Annotated in this window: 22 protein-coding genes; 6 read left to right on the top strand and 16 right to left on the bottom strand. The window is 44.2% G+C overall.

The window, feature by feature from the left end:
• Positions 1–2: 2 nt before the first annotated feature.
• Genes HTH_RS09165 through glyA form a run of 7 tightly spaced genes read right to left on the bottom strand, consistent with a single transcriptional unit; the run spans position 3 to position 6,963 of the window.
• Complete coding sequence (locus tag HTH_RS09165; protein WP_012964450.1) at positions 3–1,157, bottom strand: cell division protein FtsA; 1,155 nt, start codon at positions 1,155–1,157, stop codon at positions 3–5.
• The gene (locus HTH_RS09170; RefSeq protein WP_012964451.1) at positions 1,154–2,566 is read right to left on the bottom strand and encodes a GspE/PulE family protein; all 1,413 of its coding nucleotides are present in this window, start codon (positions 2,564–2,566) and stop codon (positions 1,154–1,156) included. The genes HTH_RS09165 and HTH_RS09170 overlap by 4 nt, the downstream gene beginning before the upstream one ends.
• A gap of 4 nt (positions 2,567–2,570) precedes the next feature.
• The gene (locus HTH_RS09175; RefSeq protein WP_012964452.1) at positions 2,571–3,467 is read right to left on the bottom strand and encodes a c-type heme family protein; all 897 of its coding nucleotides are present in this window, start codon (positions 3,465–3,467) and stop codon (positions 2,571–2,573) included.
• The gene (locus HTH_RS09180) at positions 3,464–4,612 is read right to left on the bottom strand and encodes a hypothetical protein (protein ID WP_012964453.1); all 1,149 of its coding nucleotides are present in this window, start codon (positions 4,610–4,612) and stop codon (positions 3,464–3,466) included. Before HTH_RS09180 ends, HTH_RS09175 begins: the two co-directional genes overlap by 4 nt.
• Positions 4,590–5,159 carry a GTP-binding protein gene (locus HTH_RS09185; RefSeq protein WP_012964454.1) on the bottom strand — a complete coding sequence of 190 codons (570 nt, stop codon included), beginning with the start codon at positions 5,157–5,159 and terminating at the stop codon, positions 4,590–4,592. The genes HTH_RS09180 and HTH_RS09185 overlap by 23 nt, the downstream gene beginning before the upstream one ends.
• Before the next feature lies 1 nt (position 5,160).
• Complete coding sequence (locus tag HTH_RS09190) at positions 5,161–5,646, bottom strand: roadblock/LC7 domain-containing protein (RefSeq protein ID WP_012964455.1); 486 nt, start codon at positions 5,644–5,646, stop codon at positions 5,161–5,163.
• Between the two features lie 33 nt (positions 5,647–5,679).
• Positions 5,680–6,963 carry a serine hydroxymethyltransferase gene (gene glyA, locus HTH_RS09195; RefSeq protein WP_012964456.1) on the bottom strand — a complete coding sequence of 428 codons (1,284 nt, stop codon included), beginning with the start codon at positions 6,961–6,963 and terminating at the stop codon, positions 5,680–5,682.
• A gap of 20 nt (positions 6,964–6,983) precedes the next feature.
• On the opposite strand from glyA, the gene argH reads away from it, so the two are divergent.
• Together argH and HTH_RS09205 are read left to right on the top strand one after the other, a co-directional pair.
• Complete coding sequence (gene argH, locus HTH_RS09200; RefSeq protein ID WP_012964457.1) at positions 6,984–8,357, top strand: argininosuccinate lyase; 1,374 nt, start codon at positions 6,984–6,986, stop codon at positions 8,355–8,357.
• Position 8,358: 1 nt separating this feature from the next.
• On the top strand, positions 8,359–8,883 hold the full coding sequence (locus tag HTH_RS09205) for an archaemetzincin family Zn-dependent metalloprotease (protein ID WP_012964458.1): 525 nt from the start codon (positions 8,359–8,361) through the stop codon (positions 8,881–8,883).
• Here HTH_RS09205 and HTH_RS09210 read toward each other — a convergent pair.
• From HTH_RS09210 to dksA, 7 genes are read right to left on the bottom strand one after another with little or no spacing between them, the layout of a single operon-like run.
• Positions 8,851–10,062, bottom strand: a complete 1,212-nt coding sequence (locus tag HTH_RS09210; protein WP_232500434.1) for an MFS transporter — start codon at positions 10,060–10,062, stop codon at positions 8,851–8,853. The genes HTH_RS09205 and HTH_RS09210 overlap by 33 nt on opposite strands.
• Positions 10,063–10,075: 13 nt before the next feature.
• Positions 10,076–10,654 (bottom strand): imidazoleglycerol-phosphate dehydratase HisB, encoded by a 579-nt coding sequence (gene hisB / locus HTH_RS09215; protein ID WP_012964460.1) that lies wholly within the window; start codon positions 10,652–10,654, stop codon positions 10,076–10,078.
• Positions 10,641–11,630, bottom strand: a complete 990-nt coding sequence (gene holA, locus HTH_RS09220) for a DNA polymerase III subunit delta (RefSeq protein ID WP_012964461.1) — start codon at positions 11,628–11,630, stop codon at positions 10,641–10,643. The genes hisB and holA overlap by 14 nt, the downstream gene beginning before the upstream one ends.
• Entirely contained in the window at positions 11,630–12,928 is a 1,299-nt protein-coding gene (gene rho / locus HTH_RS09225; protein ID WP_012964462.1) for a transcription termination factor Rho, read from the bottom strand. The genes holA and rho overlap by 1 nt, the downstream gene beginning before the upstream one ends.
• A gap of 15 nt (positions 12,929–12,943) precedes the next feature.
• The gene (gene mnmE / locus HTH_RS09230; protein ID WP_012964463.1) at positions 12,944–14,296 is read right to left on the bottom strand and encodes a tRNA uridine-5-carboxymethylaminomethyl(34) synthesis GTPase MnmE; all 1,353 of its coding nucleotides are present in this window, start codon (positions 14,294–14,296) and stop codon (positions 12,944–12,946) included.
• 50 nt (positions 14,297–14,346) lie between these two features.
• Positions 14,347–15,555, bottom strand: coding sequence for an aminotransferase class I/II-fold pyridoxal phosphate-dependent enzyme (locus tag HTH_RS09235; RefSeq protein ID WP_012964464.1), 1,209 nt, complete (start codon positions 15,553–15,555; stop codon positions 14,347–14,349).
• A complete protein-coding gene (gene dksA, locus HTH_RS09240) occupies positions 15,548–15,913 on the bottom strand; it encodes an RNA polymerase-binding protein DksA (protein WP_012964465.1) in 366 nt (121 codons plus the stop codon). Before dksA ends, HTH_RS09235 begins: the two co-directional genes overlap by 8 nt.
• 13 nt (positions 15,914–15,926) lie before the next feature.
• Between dksA and HTH_RS09245 the strand changes: the two genes are divergently transcribed.
• Both HTH_RS09245 and lpxC read left to right on the top strand, forming a co-directional pair.
• Complete coding sequence (locus HTH_RS09245; protein WP_012964466.1) at positions 15,927–16,637, top strand: uroporphyrinogen-III synthase; 711 nt, start codon at positions 15,927–15,929, stop codon at positions 16,635–16,637.
• Between the two features lie 8 nt (positions 16,638–16,645).
• Complete coding sequence (gene lpxC, locus HTH_RS09250) at positions 16,646–17,494, top strand: UDP-3-O-acyl-N-acetylglucosamine deacetylase (protein ID WP_012964467.1); 849 nt, start codon at positions 16,646–16,648, stop codon at positions 17,492–17,494.
• On the opposite strand, the gene kdsB is transcribed toward lpxC, so the two are convergent.
• Entirely contained in the window at positions 17,410–18,141 is a 732-nt protein-coding gene (gene kdsB / locus HTH_RS09255) for a 3-deoxy-manno-octulosonate cytidylyltransferase (RefSeq protein WP_012964468.1), read from the bottom strand. The two genes, lpxC and kdsB, sit on opposite strands and share 85 nt — an antisense overlap.
• An 84-nt stretch (positions 18,142–18,225) precedes the next feature.
• On the opposite strand from kdsB, the gene HTH_RS09260 reads away from it, so the two are divergent.
• Positions 18,226–18,807, top strand: coding sequence for a peroxiredoxin (locus HTH_RS09260; RefSeq protein WP_012964469.1), 582 nt, complete (start codon positions 18,226–18,228; stop codon positions 18,805–18,807).
• Between the two features lie 30 nt (positions 18,808–18,837).
• A complete protein-coding gene (trxB, locus tag HTH_RS09265; RefSeq protein WP_012964470.1) occupies positions 18,838–19,809 on the top strand; it encodes a thioredoxin-disulfide reductase in 972 nt (323 codons plus the stop codon).
• A gap of 14 nt (positions 19,810–19,823) precedes the next feature.
• Here trxB and HTH_RS09270 read toward each other — a convergent pair whose 3' ends face one another.
• The gene (locus tag HTH_RS09270) at positions 19,824–20,027 is read right to left on the bottom strand and encodes a DUF2283 domain-containing protein (RefSeq protein ID WP_014462662.1); all 204 of its coding nucleotides are present in this window, start codon (positions 20,025–20,027) and stop codon (positions 19,824–19,826) included.
• Between the last annotated feature and the right edge of the window lie 7 nt (positions 20,028–20,034).

A 20,034-nucleotide genomic window follows, 5' to 3' on the forward strand; every position in this document is an offset into this window, starting at 1 on the left:
TCTCATTTTATCTCCAGTTCAAACTCTACGCTTCCCGTAGGTGTCTTTTTTACCTTCTGAGGTTTCATAAGGCTTACCACTTCCTCTTTCCCCTCCCCCTTTATCCTCAAACTACCTTCTGCAAACTCTATGGAGTATATCTTTACGCCTTGCTTTACCCTTTTTGTGAGTTCTGACAGTTTTTTGGTAAGCTCATAAGGTTCGCCAGTTGATACCTTTGACTTTACCTGATCATACAGAGAGACTATAGGCTCGTTGGGAAAAGTCTTTTTGAACTCTTCCCTTTCTACACTCTCCATCTTTTGGGAAGACCAGAGAAAGCCCAAAAGCAGGTAAGAGGCAAAAAATAGCGACATGCTTGTAGCTGCTAAAATGGCGCTAACTTTTAACTCTTTGTCAGTCAGCTCTCTTTTGACAAAGTCAGGATATGGATTTTTTACAATGAACTTAAGACTTGCGCCAAAGGCTGAGGTAAGCTCAGGCTCACAAAAGTGGTGGCTTTCCGCCCTTGGAAGAAGGTCTTTCAAGCCTTTTGTTTTAGAACCACCTCCGCTAAGGATCAGAGGTTCACTCTCCGCACTTAGCCCCACAGAAGAAAGTATATGCTTTATACCCTGCAATACTTCTTCCAGTTCCAAACCTTTTTCTATTTTCCATCTTTCAGCATGCTCTTTGGTTATTCCTCTTTTTTGAGAGACCACATCTGTAAGATAGTCCCCGCCTTTTAAAATTACTCGGTAGCTCTTTAAAAGCCCCTCCTCACACTTCACCAGCGTGGTCTTTCTCCTGCCCATGTCCAGAAGGTAGCCATCCTGATAGCCAAGCACTTGCAAAACTCTTGCCAGAGCAAAGACCTCCAGCTCTACATTAAAACAGTCTTGCGCTGCAAAGTTCCTGTATACTCCTAGGAATACAAGGTCATTGTATAAAGACACATCCCAGTTTACCCTGCCGTATCTTTCCTCCACATCAAGGGTGTAGAAGCTTTTAATCTCGCTTATCTTCTTTGAAAAAGCCTGCTCAACTTTCACCAGACACAAGTCAGATGGAATTACGCATATTTTTTTGCCAAGCTTTTTGGTAGCTCTCCAGTCCTTCTTTAAAAAGGGCTTTTCAACGCTGAAGACTTTTTCTCCATCAACGCCTGTGTATATCATTCTTCTACCTTAACCGCTCTTATGAGTTCCTCAGGTGTTGTTATTCCCATTATAACTTTCTCAAGCCCATCCTCGTACATACTTCTAAAACCCTTTTCTTTGGCTTTCTTCCTTATATCGTTGGCATCCTGAGTTTTTAGGATTAGCTGTTTTAACTCTTCGTCAAGCTCCAACACCTCGTATATGCCCATCCTTCCCCTGTAGCCTGTACCCATACACATCTCACAGCCCCTTCCTCTGTAAAAGGTGTAATCTCCATCAAGTCCCAGCTGATGGAGTTCCTCCTTCGTAGGTTTGTAGGGTTCTTTACAGTACTCGCACACCTTTCTTACAAGTCTTTGAGCCAGCACGCCCTCCAGAGAGGAAGCTATTAAAAATGGCTCAATGCCGAGGTCTGAAAGTCTTGTGATGGCGGAAGGAGCGTCGTTGGTGTGAAGAGTTGAAAGAACCAAGTGACCTGTCAGAGCTGCGTGGACTGCTATTTGAGCTGTTTCGCCATCTCTTATCTCCCCCACCATTATCACATCTGGGTCCTGTCTGAGGATGGCTCTCAGTCCGCTGGCAAAGGTGAGTCCTACCTTTGGATTTACCTGTATTTGACTCACACCTTTTACTTGATACTCGGGCGGGTCTTCTATGGTTATTATGTTTTTGTGCGGACTCTTTATGTGTAAAATCATGGCATAAAGTGTAGTACTTTTGCCTGCTCCGGTGGGTCCAGTTGCCAGCACTATACCGTATGGCTTTTGAGCGAGTCTCTTGACTTTTTCTAGGTCTTCCTCCGAAAGCCCAAGTTCCTGCAGAGTAAGCATAGTGCCAGACTTGTCAAGGAGTCTCAGCACCACCCTTTCTCCAAAAGTTGTAGGCACTATGGAAACTCTTATGTCCAAGTCCCTTTTACCTATCCTCACTCTTATCTTTCCATCTTGAGGCACCCTTCTCTCCGCCACATTGAGGTTTGCCAGAACCTTTATGCGCGAGACAACAGACTCGTGAAGGGAAAGAGGCAGGCTTACATAGTCGTGAAGCACACCATCAAGGCGAAGTCTCACCAGAGAGCCATCCTCGTAAGGCTCTATGTGTATGTCGGAAGCGGATAAAGTGGTTGCCTTTATAAGCGTGGAGTTTACAAAGCTCACCGCCGGACTTTTTTCTTCCTCCAGGAGTATGTCCCTTTTGGAGTCCTCCTCTTCTTTTAGCTCCTCCACATAAACTTCTTCCTGAGCCAGCCTGTTTTGAAGCTCCTTTGAAAACTCCTCCCCATCCACTTCAAGAGCTTCTACACTTTTTCCTGTTAAGAACCTTATCTCCTCTATTACTAAAGGGTCGTATCCTCTGGGAACTAAGAGCTTTATGTAATCTTCACCTTCCTCCACAGGCACAAGCCTGTAGGTTTTTAGTATGTCCATGGGATTATTTTAACAGGTCCATAACCTTCTTTATGCTGACTCTCATTCTTTCAAAAGCCTCCGCCAGCTTCCCAATCTCGTCGTCGGATGTGATGTCTACAGGCTCATCCACATTGCCTTTGGCTATCTCTTCTGCCTTTCTTTCAAGCCTCTCTATGGGTTTGAACACCAGCCTGTCAAGGGAGATAAGGATAAAAAGCGTCAGCAGTAAAAATATGCCAAAAATGGAAAGTCCTCTGTAAAGACCTGTCAGCTGGGCTTTTAGCACCGTGGATTCAAAGGGGACAAAGACCATGACTGCTCCCTGAACCTTACCTACCTCCCAGTTTAGGTCTCTCTGGGGTTTGTAAAGAGCCTGTATAACCTTGGGCATGTTCTGAACCTGACCGTGGCATCTCAGACAGCTACCGTCAGGCACCACTGCGGAGGCATAAACAAAGTACCTCTCCCCTCTGTAGTTTACTATGTCTGAGTATTCCCTGTGTGTTGAATTTCTCATGAAATTTATCACCCCCGCTTCCAGCTCGTTGGGTTCGTCCTTTGGGTTTAGGGGATTGAAAGCCACCTGCCTGAGGCTAAAGTTGGGAAGCTCCTCGCTAACTTTTTTGAAGATGGACGCAGTAAAAAAGCTGGAAGACTGCCCCTCAAGTATAAAGTCCTCCTTAGAGCAACCGCTTGCCAAAAGCTCATCAATCTTTGGTCTTAAAGTGCTTCTCACGTACTCCCTTGAAGCTTTGGTAAAGGTCATGGCGGTTTTTATCTTCTCCTTTGTGGTCTCTTTGGCAGTTTCTATGGTGTTTTGATAGGAGTAAAAGCCTACTACTAAACCTAACACTGTCCCCAGAAGTATCACAGGTAGTCCCACCTTCCACCTTATGCTTTTGGGCAAAGGTAACCTCATGTTAACAACCTCCTCGCTTTTTCTAAAAATTTACTGGCATGTGCGCTATCTGGGATCTCCATGTAAAGCTCCTCTATCAATCTTTTGAGATCCTCCTCTCGCATCTGTCTTTCTGAATATCCCTTTTCCTTCAGTATTTTACTCCACAGCAGTGCTCCTATTGGTCCTATCTCCTCTATAAAGTAAGATCTTATCAATCTTACCTTTTCTTCTTCTACATAAGTACTTTCAGAGGGGGAAGGCTCTTGAGTGTAAAACTCAACTTCCATGGCTGGAAAGGTCTCTCTTACTTGAAGGCTGTATAAGAAAAAGGTATTTTTAGTGCCTGGGCTTATTTCAAGGCTCCGATTTTCTATCTGGTCCATCATGTGAGCAAGTCTCAAAAGGAAAGTGCCTTTGTAAAAAAATTCGTACATCCTACCTCCTTTTTGGAGATGCACATCAAGAATAGCACTGAGTTTCCTATCACTTACCTCCTTCCTGACTATACCCAGCTCCTCATTACTCCTAAAGGTGTCCTCTATTTCTTTCTTTAGGGTATTCATAGAAGACAAAAACAATGGTAATTCTGGCTCTGTGGCATAAACTGCTATGCAATCGCCATCCTTATCAATACTGATCCTTTGGCGTGTGCCTATGGTATAAGTGTTATCGTGGTAAGAGCATATGGCAAGTCCCTTCTGGAACATGATCATGTGCGTAAACCCTCTTCTGCTGCAAAGCACCAAATAGCCATCTAAGTGGGACCGTTTTACCTGCTCCATAAGTCCGCTGATATTAACATGAGAAAACTTCATGCAGGTGAGAAACTCGTGTCCATAAGACACAAAGTTGTAAGGACACGGTGGGGTCCTCTGCTGGTCTCTGAAAGTGATTAAATTAATAAGGGACACCTCATAAAAAGAGACAGTCCCAGCATTACTTTTTGGCTTGTAATTTTCTACATCTAAATTATTTATACTTCCATCTCTATCTATGCTTACACCCCATATGGGTTGGCCTTCCGCATACAGTATGTAGTCATCCAGATTCCAGTAAGATATCTTGAAATATCCTGTGAGCTTCTTTGTAATAACCTCCTCAAAGAGTTTTCTTAAGTCCACCGCCTCCAAACTGAGTTCTTTATAGAGCGCTACTCTTTCCATGTTTGGCAACCAGTATGTTTTTTATTATCTTTACAAAGGTTTCTAAAACACCCTTGCCTTCTATAGCCACAGATTCTACATAGTCGGTATCCCATGGATTGAACATCATCTGCATGTCATCAATGGGCATAGCGCTGGGAAGATCCCTCTTATTGTACTGCACCACCACAGGGAAATGTAGGAGGTCATGCCCTTGCTCCTTTAGGACCGCTGCAGTTTCTCTCATCACAAGAAAGTTAACCTCTTTTCTTTCTACACTGCTATCCACTACAAAGACTAATCCATCAACACCCTTTACTATAACCTTTCTGAGAGGATGAAGCCTGAACTGACCGGGTGTTGTCATGATCTTTACATCCATCTCCACGCCCTCTATGTTGAGGCTGCTAACAAACATTTCTACAAAGAGGGTTCTCTGCTCGTCGGTTTCCATGCTGACAAATTCCCCCTTCGCCAGTCCTCTTTCCTTTAGTATCTCGTAGAGCTTCTTCACATTGGTGCTTTTACCTGCAAGGCTTGAGCCAAAGTAAACCACCTTGAGCTTCATCTCATAGGCCTACCAGCTTACTTAACTTCTCTTCAAGACTTTTTACATCCACCTTTACCGTTTTAACTGGTACGAGTTTTACACTGGAGAATATCTCTTCAAGCTCTTGAGAAGCATCTCTCAAAAAGAGCCTTACGCTTCCCAAGGCTACGCCTTTATCCACCATTATACCTATGAGGAATCTTGGTTTTATTGCCTTTATTACCACATCAACCTTTTTGCCCTCAAACTGCAAAATGTCCAGCTCTTCTACAGATAGCATCTTTGACATTTCAGCTGCCGCACCAAACATTCCACTGATTAAGCTTGCTATAAATTCCGCTCTGTCTTCGTCTATCCTTTTGCCCTTTAAGCTTATGATCCTACCTGCATCATCAGCAAGAATGACAAGCTCCGCAGATGTTTTAGAAAAAAGATTTTTAAGCACCTCATCCAGCTTAGCCTTTGTATCCTGGTCAAGCTCATACTCTACAAGGTCAAGCTCCATAATTCCCCCCTTTCTTATAATATAAGGGCTAACTCAGTATGTAGCCTTTATTTTAGCCAGATGGTTTATCTCCTCCCTCAGCTCAGGATACAGGGGAAACTGTTCACACATTTCTATAACTTCCTGTCTAACATACTCAATTACCTTCTCGTCTCCTATGTTTTTTATCACCTTTGATATTAGCCTTGCAATGATCCTCATTTGGTCTTCTTTCATCCCCCTTGTGGTCATGGCTGGTGTGCCGAGCCTTATGCCGCTGGTCTTAACAGGTGGCAGTGGGTCAAAGGGCACCGCATTTTTGTTAACAGTAATGTTGGCTTTCCCGAGTGCCTCTTCCACTTCCCTGCCGGTGAGTCCCGTGTCTCTGAGGTCCAAAAGCACTATGTGGCTATCTGTTCCACCGGAAACTACCTTAAACCCCTCTTTTATAAACTCCTCCGCCAGCACCCTGGCATTAGCTACAACCTGTCTGGCATACTCCTTAAACTCCTGGCTCATAGCTTCTTTGAAGGCTACCGCTTTTGCGGCTATAACATGCATGAGGGGTCCACCCTGAATGCCCGGAAATACCGACTTGTCTATGTCCTTGGCAAACTCTTTTTTACAGAGAATAAAACCGCTTCTGGGTCCGCGCAGGGTCTTATGGGTGGTGGAGGTGACAAAGTGGGCGTAAGGCACGGGGTTAGGGTAGACTCCACCTGCTATTAGACCCGCATAGTGTGCCATATCCACCATAAGGTAGGCTCCCACGCTGTCTGCTATCTCCCTGAGCTTTGCCCAGTCTATCACCCTTGGGTAGGCTGAGGCTCCACCCACTATTAACTTTGGCTTGTGCTCCTTTGCAAGTCTGTAGAGCTGGTCGTAGTCTATGAGGTGTGTCTCTGGATGCACTCCGTAGTAGACCGCGTTGTATATCTTTCCCGAGAAATTAACTTTGGCACCGTGGGTCAGATGCCCACCGTGGGAGAGGTCCATTCCCATAATGGTATCTCCGGGCTTTAGCACCGCCATGTAAACAGCCATGTTTGCCTGTGTGCCTGAATGAGGCTGTACATTGGCATGCTCCGCATCAAAGAGAGCTTTTGCTCTTTCTATAGCCAGGTCCTCTGCTATATCAACAAACTCACACCCACCGTAGTATCTCTTGTGAGGTAATCCTTCCGCGTACTTGTTGGTCATCACAGACCCCTGAGCCTCCATCACCGCAAGGGATGTGAAGTTTTCGGAAGCTATGAGTTCCAGGTGGTAAAACTGTCTCTCGTACTCTTTTACAATAGCCTCGTAAATCTCCGCGTCGGTATTAAAAAGGTGTCTCATTTGATAAAATTATAGTCCAAATGCAAAAACCGTGGGAAGGAAGATTCAGGGAAAAAACGCAGGAGTTTGTTGAAAAGTTTACCCAATCGGTGAGTTTTGACAAGAGGCTTGCTCTTGAGGACATTGAGCAAAGTTTGGCTCATGTAAAGACTCTTCTCAGAGCTAAAGTGCTGTCGCAGGAAGAAGCTGATACCCTCAAAAAGGCTCTTGAAGAGATAAAGCAGGACCTTCAGAGAGGTAACTTCCAGCTTAGAGAGGAGTTGGAAGATGTTCATATGAATATAGAGGCTGAGCTAACAAGAAGGATAGGAGAGTTAGGAGGAAAGCTCCACACTGCCAGGTCAAGAAACGACCAGGTGGCTACCGATGAGAGGCTATACATAAAGAGGGAAATAAAGGAGTGCATAAGGCACCTTAAGGATATGAGAAGAGAGCTTATCAGACTTGCAGAAAACTCTCTGGAGATAGTTGTCCCTGCATATACGCACCTTCAGAGGGCACAACCTATAAGGCTTTCCCATTACTTCTTAGCATACAGGGAGATGTTTTTAAGTGATGAGCTGAGGTTTGTAGATGCTTACAGGAAGGTGGATGCTCTGCCTTTAGGCTCTGGAGCCGTTGCAGGCGTTGACTTTCCCCTGGATAGGTTTTTTACGGCGGAGGAACTGGGCTTTAGGACTCTTGTCAGGAATTCCATTTATGCTACTGCCGACAGGGATTACATTCTGGATACGCTGTATGCGTGTGCCACCGTGGGCACACACCTTTCAAGAATGGCTGAGGACCTCATACTTTGGTCAACGGAGGAGTTTGGATTTGTAGAGCTTCCTGACAGGCTATGCACAGGAAGTTCTATAATGCCACAGAAGAAAAATCCAGACATTTTGGAACTCATAAGGGGTAAAACCGGAAGGCTTTATGGTAATCTCATATCCCTATTTACCGTCCTTAAAGGTCTTCCAATGGCTTACAACAGGGACCTCCAAGAAGACAAAGAACCCCTCTTTGATAGCCTTGATACGGTCAAAGCTTGTATAAAAGGTATGACTTTGGTGCTGGAGGGTATGAGCGTAAGAGCAGAAAGAATGATGCCTCAGCTGGGTGATCCCATGGTGGCTACAGACCTTGCCAACTATCTGGTAAATAAAGGTCTGCCCTTCAGGGAAGCCCACCGCACAGTGGGAAATCTTATAGCTTATCTTATTTCTGAGGGTAAAAGCCTCAAAGACCTAAACCTCAAAGACTTAAAAGAATTTTCCTCCCTATTTGAGGAGGACGCTCTAAAGCTCCTTGACCCAAAATGGGTAGCAGACAGGAGGAAAACTTACGGAGGAACAGCCAAAGAAGAGCTGCTCAGACAGATAGAGATAGCAAAGAGAGAAGAAGGCATATAACATGTACATATACCTGATAACCTTTGGAAGCATAGAAAAGAGACTTCTCTTTGCAACTGCCAAGAGCATAAAGGAAACTTTCGGTTTTGATGTGAGGCTATCTTGGGTGGCATCTGGCTTCAGGCATGCGTATGACCCTATAAGGAAACAGTACAGAGGAGAAAAGATCCTTGAGTATCTTTCTACTCTTTACTATCCAGAGCTTCTAAAAATGGTAGCCCTTATAGATGCAGACATTTACGAAAACGGCTTTAACTTCGTATTTGGTCTTGCAAAGCTCTCTGGTAGAGAGGCAGTGGTAAGCACCTTTAGACTTTTGTCCTCGGATGAAAGCCTCTTTTTTGAGAGGGTTTCAAAGCAGATCCATCACGAGCTTGGACACACTTTTGGTCTTACTCACTGCGATAATCCCAAGTGCGTCATGAGTTTTTCAAGGTCCGTCTTGGATATAGACAGCAAGAGCAAGAGCTTCTGTGAGAGTTGCGGGATGAGACTAAAGACTGCTCTTTCCCAACTTGCCCTCTGAGTATAGACTGCTTAGCCACACATAGCTGATAAGAAACCACACTACGCAAACGCCAACCGCGGATAAAAGGAGGTAAAGCACTCCGTACTTGAGGACAAGCCCGCCCCAAAGACCTCCCACAAAAGCTCCCAAAAACTGATTGGTGTTAAAAAATCCCAAAGATAGCCCCCTGATATCTCTGTGGGTAAGCTTGGTAAGGAGAGAAGGCACCAAAGGCTCCAAAAGATGAAAACCGATAAAGAAAAAGAAGACCAGAGCAACGCCTCCCCAGAAACCCCTTATAAGGTCGTAAACTAAAAAGCCGGCAAGTATGGAGAGAATGCCTGTAAGATACACCTCTTTAAATTTGCCTCTCTTTTCTGCCACTATAGTGGAAGGCACCATAATCATGAGGGATATAAGAACCGCAGGCAAGTATATCTCCCAGTGTCTTGGTTTGGGAAAGTGGTAAGTGTATACCAGCTCGTAGGGTATAACGGTAAATATGGCAACCAAAAAGGCGTGGAGTATTCCTATGGAGAAGTTTAGTATAAGCTGGTTTCTGTCTGTAAGCAGTAGAGTAAAGTTTTTGAGCGAGGGTCTTATCTCTCTGTCTTTGGCATGGATCTTTGGCTCTGGTATGAAAAAAGCCAAGTAGAGAGTTGCCACAAGGCTCAAGAAGGCTGTTAGAAAGAAGAGAAAGGGAACACCTATGTATCCAGCCAGCAGTGGAGCAAAGGTTATGCTAAGAGCAAAAACTATACCTATGGAGGCACCTATGTGGGCAAAAGCTCTAGTTCTTACTTCCTCTCTTGTAAGGTCCGCAGCAAGAGCTATCATGGCAGAAGACACAGCACCAAATCCCTGTATAAACCTTGCCAAGACCATACTCCATATGTTGGTGGCAAGTCCACCCATAAGGCTCCCAATTATGTAGGTGATCATGCCAAACACAATAACAGGCTTTCTGCCATACTTATCAGAAATGTATCCAAAGGGTATCTGCAGAAAAGCCTGCGCAAAGCCATATATGCCAATGGCAAGACCTATAAGCTGAGGAGAAGCACCTTCAAGAGTCTTAAGGTAAGGCGAAAGAACGGGCAGGAGTAAAAAAAGACCCAGCATCCTTACAGCCACCGCAAAGGTGATGCCCAAGACAGCCTTTATCTCTTGAGGTGTAAACTCTTTAAGCATGAGCATACCTCCAACGAAACTATATGGCTCCTTTTGTGGAAGGAAGGTCCACACCACGCACCAAAGTAGCATCCTTTAGAGTTCTTGCAAAGGACTTAAAGCACGCCTCTGCCACATGGTGAAGTATCCTACCGCTTATAACCCTCATGTGGAGGGTGCTTTTGGATGAGAGAGCAAAGCCCTTGAAAAACTCCCATATGAGTTCAAAGTCAAAATCCGTTATCTTACCCCTGAGGTTCAGGTCTTCATAAAAGAAGAGAGGTCTGCCTGAGATGTCCACACTGCTCAGCACAAGGGCTTCATCCATAGGTATTATACTGTAGCCAAACCTGCTTATACCCCTTTTATCACCGAGGGCTTTTTCAAAAGCTTCCCCAATAACTATTCCCACATCCTCCACCGTGTGATGGTGTGAGACATGCACATCTCCCTGAGCATAAACCTTTAAGTCAAAACCTGAGTGCTTAGAAAAGGTTTCCAGCATATGGTTCATAAAGCCTACGGGAGTCTCCACCTGATAAGAGCCAGAGCCATCAAGATTTATATAAACCTCTATCTTTGTCTCCTTGGTTTCTCTTACTGCTTTAGCTTCTCTCATAACTTATGTATTCTACCACGAAATCTTTTAAGCTTTCCTGCGGGTCGGTGTAGTATACCTTCTCCGAAAGGTCAAGAAGGTGAAGCCTATGAATAAGGTTTTTCAAATCCTTTAGCTTAAACTTCTCCAGGTATGTTTTAAAACTGTGCTTGAGGTAAGGATTAGTTATGCCAAGCTCGCTAAAAGCTTTATCTATATCGTATCCGTTCTCAACAAGGTATGCACACACAAAGAGCTTTAGAGCGTAATTTACCAATACAGCCTGTATCTGCAAAGCTGGCACCCCCCATCTTACAAGGGAAGAGAGAGAGTTAAGAGACTTTTCTAAGTCCTTGGTGTAAAAGGCATTTATAAAGTCAAAAACTGTGTACTCTATATTGGAGATGCAAATAGCTTTTACATCCTCAAGGGTAATCCTTTCATCTGCGTAAAGTATCAGCTTATCCACTTCGTTTTTTAGCTCCATAAGGTTATAAGAGGTTATCTCCAGAAGGTAATCAAGGGCTGAGTCATCTATCTGCTTTCCCTCTTTAACAAATCTGTTTTTAACCAGCTCTCTTATCTTCCTCTTGTCTGGACTCTTTGCTTCAAGCAAGTCTCCTATGCTGAGCAAGGTCTTTAGTGGCTCCTTTTCAAGCTGTTGCTTGCTTAGTTTTTCTGAAATGACAAAAAACACGCTGGAGTTATTTAGTTTTTTTGCCAAAGAAGTAAAGTATTTACCGTCTTTTACTCCTTTGAAAAGCTCCTCTGCGTTTTTTATCACAAATGCTCTCTTTTTTTTGATAAACATCTCGCTTTCTGTGATGGACAGCAAAGACTTCCTATCTAATTCATCACCCCACAGGATTTTAACATGGTAAAGGCTTGAGAGTTTGTCAATGAAAGCTTTTAAAACATACTCGTCCTGTGCTTGTATGACATTTAAGGGTTTTATCTCCCTACTTTCTAAGTTTTTTTGGTACTCAAGCAGGTTCATCAGGAGTGCATAGCTTTTAAGAAGTCTCTGTTGGTCTTGAATTTCTTGAGCTTGTCCAGGAGAAATTCCATAGCCTCTATGGCATCCATGGTGGCAAGGAACTTTCTGAGCACCCAAACCCTTTGAAGCTCCCAATCTTCCAAAAGAAGCTCCTCCTTTCTGGTACCTGATTTTTCTATGTTTATAGCCGGGAATATTCTCCTCTCCATCAATCTCCTATCCAGGTGTATCTCCATGTTGCCCGTGCCTTTAAACTCTTCGTATATAACATCGTCCATCTTGGAACCTGTTTCTATGAGAGCGGTGGCTATTATGGTAAGGGACCCACCTTCCTCTATGTTTCTTGCCGCACCAAAGAACTTTTTGGGTCTTTGGAGGGCTGTTGCTTCTATACCTCCCGTCAAAACTCTTCCCGTAGGAGGAGTTACCGCATTGGATGCTCTGCCAAATCTGGTCATGGAGTCAAGAAGTATCACCACATCTTGCTTAAGCTCTACCAATCTCTTTGCCTTTTCTACTACCAACTCAGCCACCTGCATGTGCCTTTCGGGTGGCTCGTCAAAGGTGGATGCTACCACCTGTGCACCTTCTCCTACTATCCTTCTCATCTCTGTAACTTCCTCAGGTCTTTCGTCTATGAGCAGGATGATGAGGTGAACTTCCGGATGGTTCTGGATGAGGGCTCTGGCTATCTTCTGAAGCAGGACTGTTTTTCCAGCTTTGGGTGGAGCTACTATAAGACCTCTCTGTCCTTTCCCTATGGGCGTCAAAAGACTTATGACTCTGGTGGATAGCTCTGTGGGAGATGTCTCCAAGTTGAACCTTTCGGTGGGGTGATAAGGCGTCAGTTTTTCAAATACAGGTCTTGACTTTAAGACCTCCGGGTCTGGGGGTAGACCGTTGACAGACTCTATCTTTATAAGAGCCTGATACTTCTCCTTTTCTTGTGGAGGCCTTGCAAAGCCTATTATGGTGTCTCCAGTCCTCAGCCCAAACTTCTTTATTTGGGAAGGCGATACATAAACATCAGTAGAACTTGGCATGTAATTGTTCTCAGAACTCCTTATAAAGCCATAACTTTCTGGCAGTATCTCAAGGACACCTTTTATAAAGTTGAGTCCCTCCTCTTTCGCCTGCGTGGCAAGGATCTTCTCTATAAGCTCCTCCTTTCTAAGACCAGTTACTCTGGAAAGGTCAAATTCTCTTCCTATCTTTTGAAGCTCTCCGAGGGACATTTTTTTAAGCTCCTCATAAGAGTAAACCTTTTTTTCTTGAGTGGTTTGTGTTTCCTGCTCCATATCAATCCTCCTTTCTTATTTTCCTATGCAAAATCTTGAAAAGATAGCGCTTAGTACGTCCTCCGTTGTAATGGCTCCCACCATTTCATCCAAATAAACAAGAGCTTCTCTAAGCTCCAAGGCAAGGATCTCTGGGGATATATCTTGCTTTTCCAAGCTATGTATGAGAGGCTCTATTATTTCTAAGGACTTTTTTAGCAACTGAGCATGGCGTGCCGACACATAAACCTTCATCCCTTCATAACCAAAAACACCCAACTTTTCCAACATCACCTTTTTCAGGTCTTGCATACCATCTCCCATCTTGGCGCTGACCCTAACACCATCCGGAAAGATCTTTGCAATAGAAGGGTCTAACCCCAGGTCCACCTTGTTCAGTACCTTTATGTGATCCCTTTGCTTAACTAAATTATAAACATCCCAATCGTCTTTTTCAAGGGGTTTTGAAGCATCCACTACAAAAAGCACCATGTCAGCACTATTAATGCTATCTATGCTTCTTTTTACTCCTATGCTTTCTACTACATCTTCAGTCTCTCTTATGCCCGCAGTGTCTATGAGGTTTATCGGCACCCCTTCCATGTGAAGCTCTTCACTGAGAAAGTCTCTGGTGGTACCCGGCACTTCTGTAACTATTGCTCTCTCTCTTCCAAGTAGTGCATTAAACAGCGAGGATTTACCTACATTGGGCTTGCCTACTATTGCCAAGTTTATACCTTTTCTTAATAGCTCGCCCGCTTTAACTGTTGACATAAGGGTTTCTATGCTGTTTTGCACTTCTTTAAGCACCTGGAGTATCTCCTCCCTGCTGATGGTGGGAATGTCCTGCTCGGAGAACTCTATGTCCGCTTCTACATAAGCCAGAAGCTGTATAAGCTTTTCTCTGAGAGAGTTTACATACTTGGAAAGCTCTCCCTGAAGCTGTCTTATAGCCACTTTTCTTGCAAGGTCCGTTTTGGCGTTTATAAGGTCTGCAACAGCCTCTGCTTGTGTCATGTCAAGTTTACCGTTTAAAAAAGCCCTCTTGGTAAACTCTCCCGGCTCTGCAAGCCTTATGCCCTCCTTTAAAAACAGCTCAAGGGCTCTTTTGAGTATAAGGGGGTTCCCATGAAGGCACATCTCTATCATATCCTCACCCGTGTAAGATGCGGGAGATTTGTAGTATATGAGCACCCCCTCATCCAGCACCTGACCGTCTTCATCCAGAAGTGCAAAAAAGTGAGCATAGCGAGGTTTTATCTCTCCCTTTGTGCGTACGTACTTTTTCACCTTTTCAAGCACACCCAGACCAGAGATCCTTATCATTCCTATAGCACTCTCACCGTAAGGCGTGGCTATGGCAATTATAGGCTCTCTTTGTTTTACCATCTGCGATTGCTATCTGTGTGCTTATTAAGATAGTGCTTTCTGGAAAATTTTCAAGCTAAATAGGATTTTATCTTATCAAGAGCCTTTTTTATGCCTCTTACTGCTTGCCTTATGCGGTGCTCGTTTTCCACAAGGGCAAACCTAACATAGCCTTCTCCGTACTCCCCAAAACCTATCCCAGGTGAGACAGCCACCTTTGCCTCCCTCAGAAGGAAAAGAGAGAAGTCCAGAGAGTTCATACCTACTTCTTCCGGCACCTTTGCCCACACAAACATGCTTCCCTTTGGTTTTTTCACCTCCCAGCCAACTCTGTTTAGACCCTCCACCAGCACATCCCTTCTTCTTCTGTATATCTCTCTGTTTTTTTCCACCACTTCGTATGGGCTCTCAAGAGCTATTATGGATGCCACCTGTATAGGTGTGAAAACACCGTAGTCCAGATAGCTCTTAAGGTGGGCAAGGTTTTTTATGAGCATTTCATTGCCTACCACAAAGGCTACTCTCCAGCCTGCCATAGAAAAACCCTTTGACATAGAGTAGAGTTCCACTGCCACATCCAGCGCACCCTCCACCTGAAGGATGCTGGGAGGCGTGTATCCGTCAAACCCAAGGTCTGCGTAGGCAAAGTCATGCACTATCCATATGCCTTCCTGCTTGGCGAGTTTTACCACCTCTTGGAAAAACTCCAGGTCCACACATAGCGTGGTGGGGTTGTGAGGAAAGCTAAGAACTACAGCTTTGGGCTTTCTGAAGGAGGTCTTTATAAGGTCGTAAAGTCTCCTCAAAAAAACCTCAGGAAAGTCCTCTTCCGGAAGGATAGGTACAGATATGGCATCACCACCACATATGATGGGTGCATAGTAGTGAATGGGGTAAGTAGGATTGGGGACTATCACTGTATCTCCGGGCTCCAGCATGGCAAGCATTAGGTGTGAGTATCCTTCCTTCGCACCTATGGTCATTATGGCGTTTCTCTCGGGGTCTAACTCCACACCGTAGCGTCTCTTGTAAAAATCGCATATGGCTTTTCGAAGTCTGGGTATTCCCTTGGATGCAGAGTATCCGTGTACATTGGGTCTGTTGGCAACTTCACAGAGTTTGTCTATTATGTGCTGAGATGGTGGTATATCTGGATTTCCCATGCCCAGGTCCACTATGTCCTCACCCTCTCTTCTTAGCTGGTACTTTAGCTCATTGACCATAGCAAACACATACTTGGGTAGTTTCTTTACCTTTGGAAACATCCACTCTTCACTCATTTTCCGCTTCCTCTTCCAGCTCCTTACAGTTTATACACATGGTGGTTACTGGTCTTGCCTTTAGTCTCTCGTAAGGTATTTCTTTACCGCAGTTCTCGCATATGCCGTAAGTAAAGTTTTCCATCTTCAAAAGAGCATAATCTATCTTTCTGAGGAGCTTAAGCTCTCTGGTTTTCACCCTCTGGAGCTGAAGGTAGCGTTCTGTTTCTATGTTAGCTCTGTCTATCTCATCCCCACCCTCAAAAGTCACATTGGAAGGGTCCTTTATCTGCTGGTCCGCTGACTTTATGACCTTCTCCCTCATGGAAAGGAGAAGCTGCTTAAGCTCTTTTATCTGTTCTTCCGTTAAGTGGTGCATAGATTAATTATAAATGATCAAAGTTGTGCTAACCAGAAGTGAGGAGGATATACAAAAAGACAGAGAGCTTTTTGAGAGGGAAGGGTTTGTGGTAATCCCATTACCTCTTATAAAAACTGAGCCTGTTGAGTTCGAGCTTCTGGAGGATGACTTTGACTTTGTTGTTTTTCCCAGTGCTAAAGCGGTAAATTACTTTCTAAGTAGAAGAAGGTTAAAAGGTAACGAAAAGGTCATAGCGGTGGGTGAGGCTACTAAAAAAGCTGTTGAAAGGTATAACTACAGTGTTTATCAAGTTCCAGAAAATTACTACGCTGAAGAGATAAAACTTCTGCTGAAAGGACAGAAAGGTAAGGTGCTTATTCCACGCTCACAGGAAGGTAGAGAGGAGCTTATAAAAGAGCTTGAGAATTTAGGCTTCTATGTAAAAGCTTTAAATGTTTATACCACAAAAGGTGTGCTTTACCAAAAAGAGGAGTTTTTGAAGAAGATATCTGAGGGTGATGTTGTTGTGTTTGCAAGCCCTTCAGCTGTCAGGAGCTTTTTTGCAAATTTGCCAAAGCCTGAGGGTGCAGCTATTTTAAAAGAGAAAAAGGTGGTTTGTATTGGCAAAACTACCAATCAAGAGCTTTTTTCCCTTTGCGGACATTCCGGGCTTTTGCCCGAAAAACCGAGCTTTGAAAGCATTGTAAAACTCTTAAAGTCTCTGGCACAGAGTTTGCAATAAATAAGAGTATGAAACAGCGTACCCTCAAAACGGTTGCCTCCTTTGAAGGTGTGGGTATTCACTCTGGAACAGCATCAGAAATACATATACATCCCGAAGAGGAAGGTACAGGTATCAGGTTTCTAAAAAGCGGTGTTTATATACCTGCCAGCTTTAAATTTGTAGTAAACACGGACCACTCAACGGACCTTGGTAAGGAAGGTATTGTGGTCAAAACTGTGGAACACCTTATGGCAGTACTTTATATGCTTGGCATAAGCAATGCCACAGTTGAGTTTGTTAAAGGTTTTGAGGTGCCAATACTTGATGGGAGTGGATATCACTTTTACAAAGAGTTAAAGGATAAAGTTTTAGAGCAGTCCGAACCTATAGAATTTGTAGAAATCCCGCAAGCTTTTGAAGTAAGAAACCACAGTGGCTATATAAGAGCTTTACCGCACCAACACTTTTCTGCCGTGTATGTGGGTAGCCTTGAGGGTTTTTTTGAGGAAAGGAGGGTGGAATTTAACGGAAATGTAAAGGATCTGGTTTTTGCAAGAACTTTTTGCTACGACCACGAGCTTGAGCACCTGCTTAAAAAGGGTCTGGCAAGAGGAGGGAGCCTGCAAAATGCCCTGCTTCTTGGCAAAGGCTTTGTTTACAACCAAGGTGGTATGAGGTCCAAAGATGAGCCTTTAAGGCACAAACTCCTTGACCTAATAGGTGACCTTGCCCTTTTTGGCAAAAGAATAAAGGCTCACATCGTATCCTATAAAGGTGGTCATACCCTCAATCACAGGTTTCTTTCGGAGCTGGATAGGTTTTTAAGCAGCACATCAGACACTACCTTTGCATCTTCTTCCGTATCAACGCCGTGATAGTAGTTTTCTGTAAGAAGCACCTTTATCTTTACACCTGCTTCTAAGAGTCTTAGCTGTTCTAAGGATTCAAGCTTTTCAAGTTTCCCCTGCTTTAAAGAGGTAAACTCAAGCAATGTTTCTTTCCTAAAAGCGTATATACCTACATGCTTTAGGGGATAAAGGTCCGATGCCTGTTTCATATACGGGATGGGGCTTCTGGAAAAGTAAAGAGCTGTTCCATCTTCCGCCAAAACCACCTTTACAGAGGCAGGGTCTTTATAAAACTCCTGGTCCTTTCTTGCCAGCGTGGCAACCGAAAACTCTTTTAGAGCGTCAAAGAGCCTTTTTATATCCTCCTGATAAACAAAAGGTTCATCTCCCTGATAGTTTATGACATAATCCACATCCAAGTCCCTTATGGCATAAGCTACTCTATCGCTACCTGAAGGAAGGTCCGAAGGTGTATAAACTATCTTAACGGGAAGGTCCTTTACCACATTTGCTATTTTCTCGCTGTCAGTTGCCAAAAACACCTCTTCACCAGTTTTTAAGCATCCTTCTACCACCCACCTGATGAGAGGCTTGCCAGCCAGAAGAAAGAGAGGCTTCTCTTTTAGCCTTGTAGAGTCAAGCCTGGCAGGTATTACTATAGCCTTTCTCACCATTTTTTATTATATGACTTTTTTCATATTGCAAATAATTTTCATTTACTTATAATACTCAATAACAAAACTTTAAGGAGGTTAAAGATGATGGTAGGAAAGAAAGTTCCCAACTTTGAGCTGGAGGTTTACGACCCCCAAAAGGGTGGCTTTGGTAAGGTTTCCTTGCAAGATATGCGAGGCAAGTGGGTGGTACTTTTCTTCTATCCGGCGGATTTTACCTTTGTGTGTCCCACGGAGCTTGCTGACCTTGCGGAAAAATACCAAGAGCTGCAAGAGCTGGGTGTAGAAGTAATATCCGTCTCCACGGACACTAAGTACGCACATCTGGCATGGCACAGAAGCGAGAAGCTCCTTGAGAAGGTAAGGTTTCCCATGGGTGCTGACCCAACTGGCAGAGTCTCAAGACTCTTTGGTATTTATGACGAAGAAAACGGGCTTGCTCTTAGAGGCACTTTTATAATAAATCCTGAGGGTGTCCTTGTGGGGTCTGAGGTAAACTTTTACAATGTGGGTAGAAATGCGGAGGAGCTACTAAGAAAAATGAAGGCAAATGTGTATCTTATGCATCATCCTGAGGAAGCTTGCCCTGCCAAGTGGACGGAGGGCAAGAAGACGCTAAAGCCTTCGGAGGAGCTGGTAGGCAAGGTCTACCAAGCACTCAGTTAGGTATATATTTAAATTGCTGGAGGTTAAAGTATGGAGTTAAGCCTGGATTTCAAGACGGACAAGGTTTACGATGTGGTAATAATCGGTGCCGGTCCTGCCGGCGCCTCTGCGGCCATATACACATCAAGGGCAGGGCTTTCAACACTGGTGCTTTACAGAGCTGAAGCGGATGGTGCCTTGGGAGTCACCCAGCAGATAGAAAACTATCCGGGTATTAGAGGACCAATATCTGGCTACGAGCTTCTAAAACTTATGAGGGAGCATGCCAAAGCCTTTGGTGCAGAGTTTGTAAGAGGGAAGGTGATAGCTACAGACCTTTTAAATGAGGTCAAAAAGGTATACACAATAGATGGCAGGGAGTTTAAAGCAAGAGCCATAATAATAGCTTCGGGCGCAATGGAAAGAACCAACAAATACAAAGGCGAAGAGGAGTTTCTTGGAAAAGGTGTATCTTACTGCGGTGTGTGTGATGCGGCGTTTTTCAAAAACAGACCCGTTGCAGTAATAGGTGAGGACGATTATGCTTTGGAAGAGACGGAGTTTATAGCTCGCTTTGCCAGCAAGATATATCTTGTGGTGCCTTCCAGCAGGATAAAGGCACCTCCAGAGATAATAGAGGAAGTGCAGTCAAAGGAGAAGGTCAGCATCCTACTACACCACAGAGTACTGGAGATAGTAGGAACTTCTCTGGTGGAAGGACTAAAAGTGCAAGATGTGAAAACGAAAGAGATCAAACTGCTTGAGGTGGATGGCGTTTTTATATTTCTTGGAGGAAACAAACCATCGGTGGACTTCCTCATGAACCAGGTAGAGATGACGGATGAGCATTGCATAGTGGTAAACGAGGAGATGATGACTTCTGTACCGGGTGTCTTTGCCGCAGGCGATGTGCTTTGCACCAACATAAAGCAGGCAGTTATTGCAGCAGCTGATGGGGTAAAGGCAGCTCTTGCGGTGGATAAGTACCTCAATAAAAAAGCCAAGATCACATCCCAGTGGTGAAAAGCATAAGGCTTTTAAGGTCTGCCTACTGCTTCGAGGAGTTTGTTTAGATTCTCAAGCGCTTCAAGAGTTTTCTTTGCTTTGAGTATCTCTATGCTTATGACCTTTCCGTCCTTTGAGTAGTCAAATATAACATTGGGAAGGACTTCCTCGCTCTCCTCTGCTTTGTCTTCTACGAGAATTATAGTCAAGGCATCAACTTCTGGGTCATAAAACATCTTCACC

This window comes from Hydrogenobacter thermophilus TK-6 (genome assembly GCF_000010785.1).
GTDB classification, from domain to species: Bacteria; Aquificota; Aquificia; order Aquificales; family Aquificaceae; genus Hydrogenobacter; species Hydrogenobacter thermophilus.

Bases quoted from the DNA above. Each gene is read 5' to 3' on its own strand.
- HTH_RS09165 (WP_012964450.1), bottom strand. From the start codon at position 1,157: ATGATATACACAGGCGTTGATGGAGAAAAAGTCTTCAGCGTTGAAAAG.
- HTH_RS09170 (WP_012964451.1), bottom strand. From the start codon at position 2,566: ATGGACATACTAAAAACCTACAGGCTTGTGCCTGTGGAGGAAGGTGAA.
- HTH_RS09175 (WP_012964452.1), bottom strand. From the start codon at position 3,467: ATGAGGTTACCTTTGCCCAAAAGCATAAGGTGGAAGGTGGGACTACCT.
- HTH_RS09180 (WP_012964453.1), bottom strand. From the start codon at position 4,612: ATGGAAAGAGTAGCGCTCTATAAAGAACTCAGTTTGGAGGCGGTGGAC.
- HTH_RS09185 (WP_012964454.1), bottom strand. From the start codon at position 5,159: ATGAAGCTCAAGGTGGTTTACTTTGGCTCAAGCCTTGCAGGTAAAAGC.
- HTH_RS09190 (WP_012964455.1), bottom strand. From the start codon at position 5,646: ATGGAGCTTGACCTTGTAGAGTATGAGCTTGACCAGGATACAAAGGCT.
- glyA (WP_012964456.1), bottom strand. From the start codon at position 6,963: ATGAGACACCTTTTTAATACCGACGCGGAGATTTACGAGGCTATTGTA.
- argH (WP_012964457.1), top strand. From the start codon at position 6,984: ATGCAAAAACCGTGGGAAGGAAGATTCAGGGAAAAAACGCAGGAGTTT.
- HTH_RS09205 (WP_012964458.1), top strand. From the start codon at position 8,359: ATGTACATATACCTGATAACCTTTGGAAGCATAGAAAAGAGACTTCTC.
- HTH_RS09210 (WP_232500434.1), bottom strand. From the start codon at position 10,062: ATGCTCATGCTTAAAGAGTTTACACCTCAAGAGATAAAGGCTGTCTTG.
- hisB (WP_012964460.1), bottom strand. From the start codon at position 10,654: ATGAGAGAAGCTAAAGCAGTAAGAGAAACCAAGGAGACAAAGATAGAG.
- holA (WP_012964461.1), bottom strand. From the start codon at position 11,630: ATGAACCTGCTTGAGTACCAAAAAAACTTAGAAAGTAGGGAGATAAAA.
- rho (WP_012964462.1), bottom strand. From the start codon at position 12,928: ATGGAGCAGGAAACACAAACCACTCAAGAAAAAAAGGTTTACTCTTAT.
- mnmE (WP_012964463.1), bottom strand. From the start codon at position 14,296: ATGGTAAAACAAAGAGAGCCTATAATTGCCATAGCCACGCCTTACGGT.
- HTH_RS09235 (WP_012964464.1), bottom strand. From the start codon at position 15,555: ATGAGTGAAGAGTGGATGTTTCCAAAGGTAAAGAAACTACCCAAGTAT.
- dksA (WP_012964465.1), bottom strand. From the start codon at position 15,913: ATGCACCACTTAACGGAAGAACAGATAAAAGAGCTTAAGCAGCTTCTC.
- HTH_RS09245 (WP_012964466.1), top strand. From the start codon at position 15,927: ATGATCAAAGTTGTGCTAACCAGAAGTGAGGAGGATATACAAAAAGAC.
- lpxC (WP_012964467.1), top strand. From the start codon at position 16,646: ATGAAACAGCGTACCCTCAAAACGGTTGCCTCCTTTGAAGGTGTGGGT.
- kdsB (WP_012964468.1), bottom strand. From the start codon at position 18,141: ATGGTGAGAAAGGCTATAGTAATACCTGCCAGGCTTGACTCTACAAGG.
- HTH_RS09260 (WP_012964469.1), top strand. From the start codon at position 18,226: ATGATGGTAGGAAAGAAAGTTCCCAACTTTGAGCTGGAGGTTTACGAC.
- trxB (WP_012964470.1), top strand. From the start codon at position 18,838: ATGGAGTTAAGCCTGGATTTCAAGACGGACAAGGTTTACGATGTGGTA.
- HTH_RS09270 (WP_014462662.1), bottom strand. From the start codon at position 20,027: ATGTTTTATGACCCAGAAGTTGATGCCTTGACTATAATTCTCGTAGAA.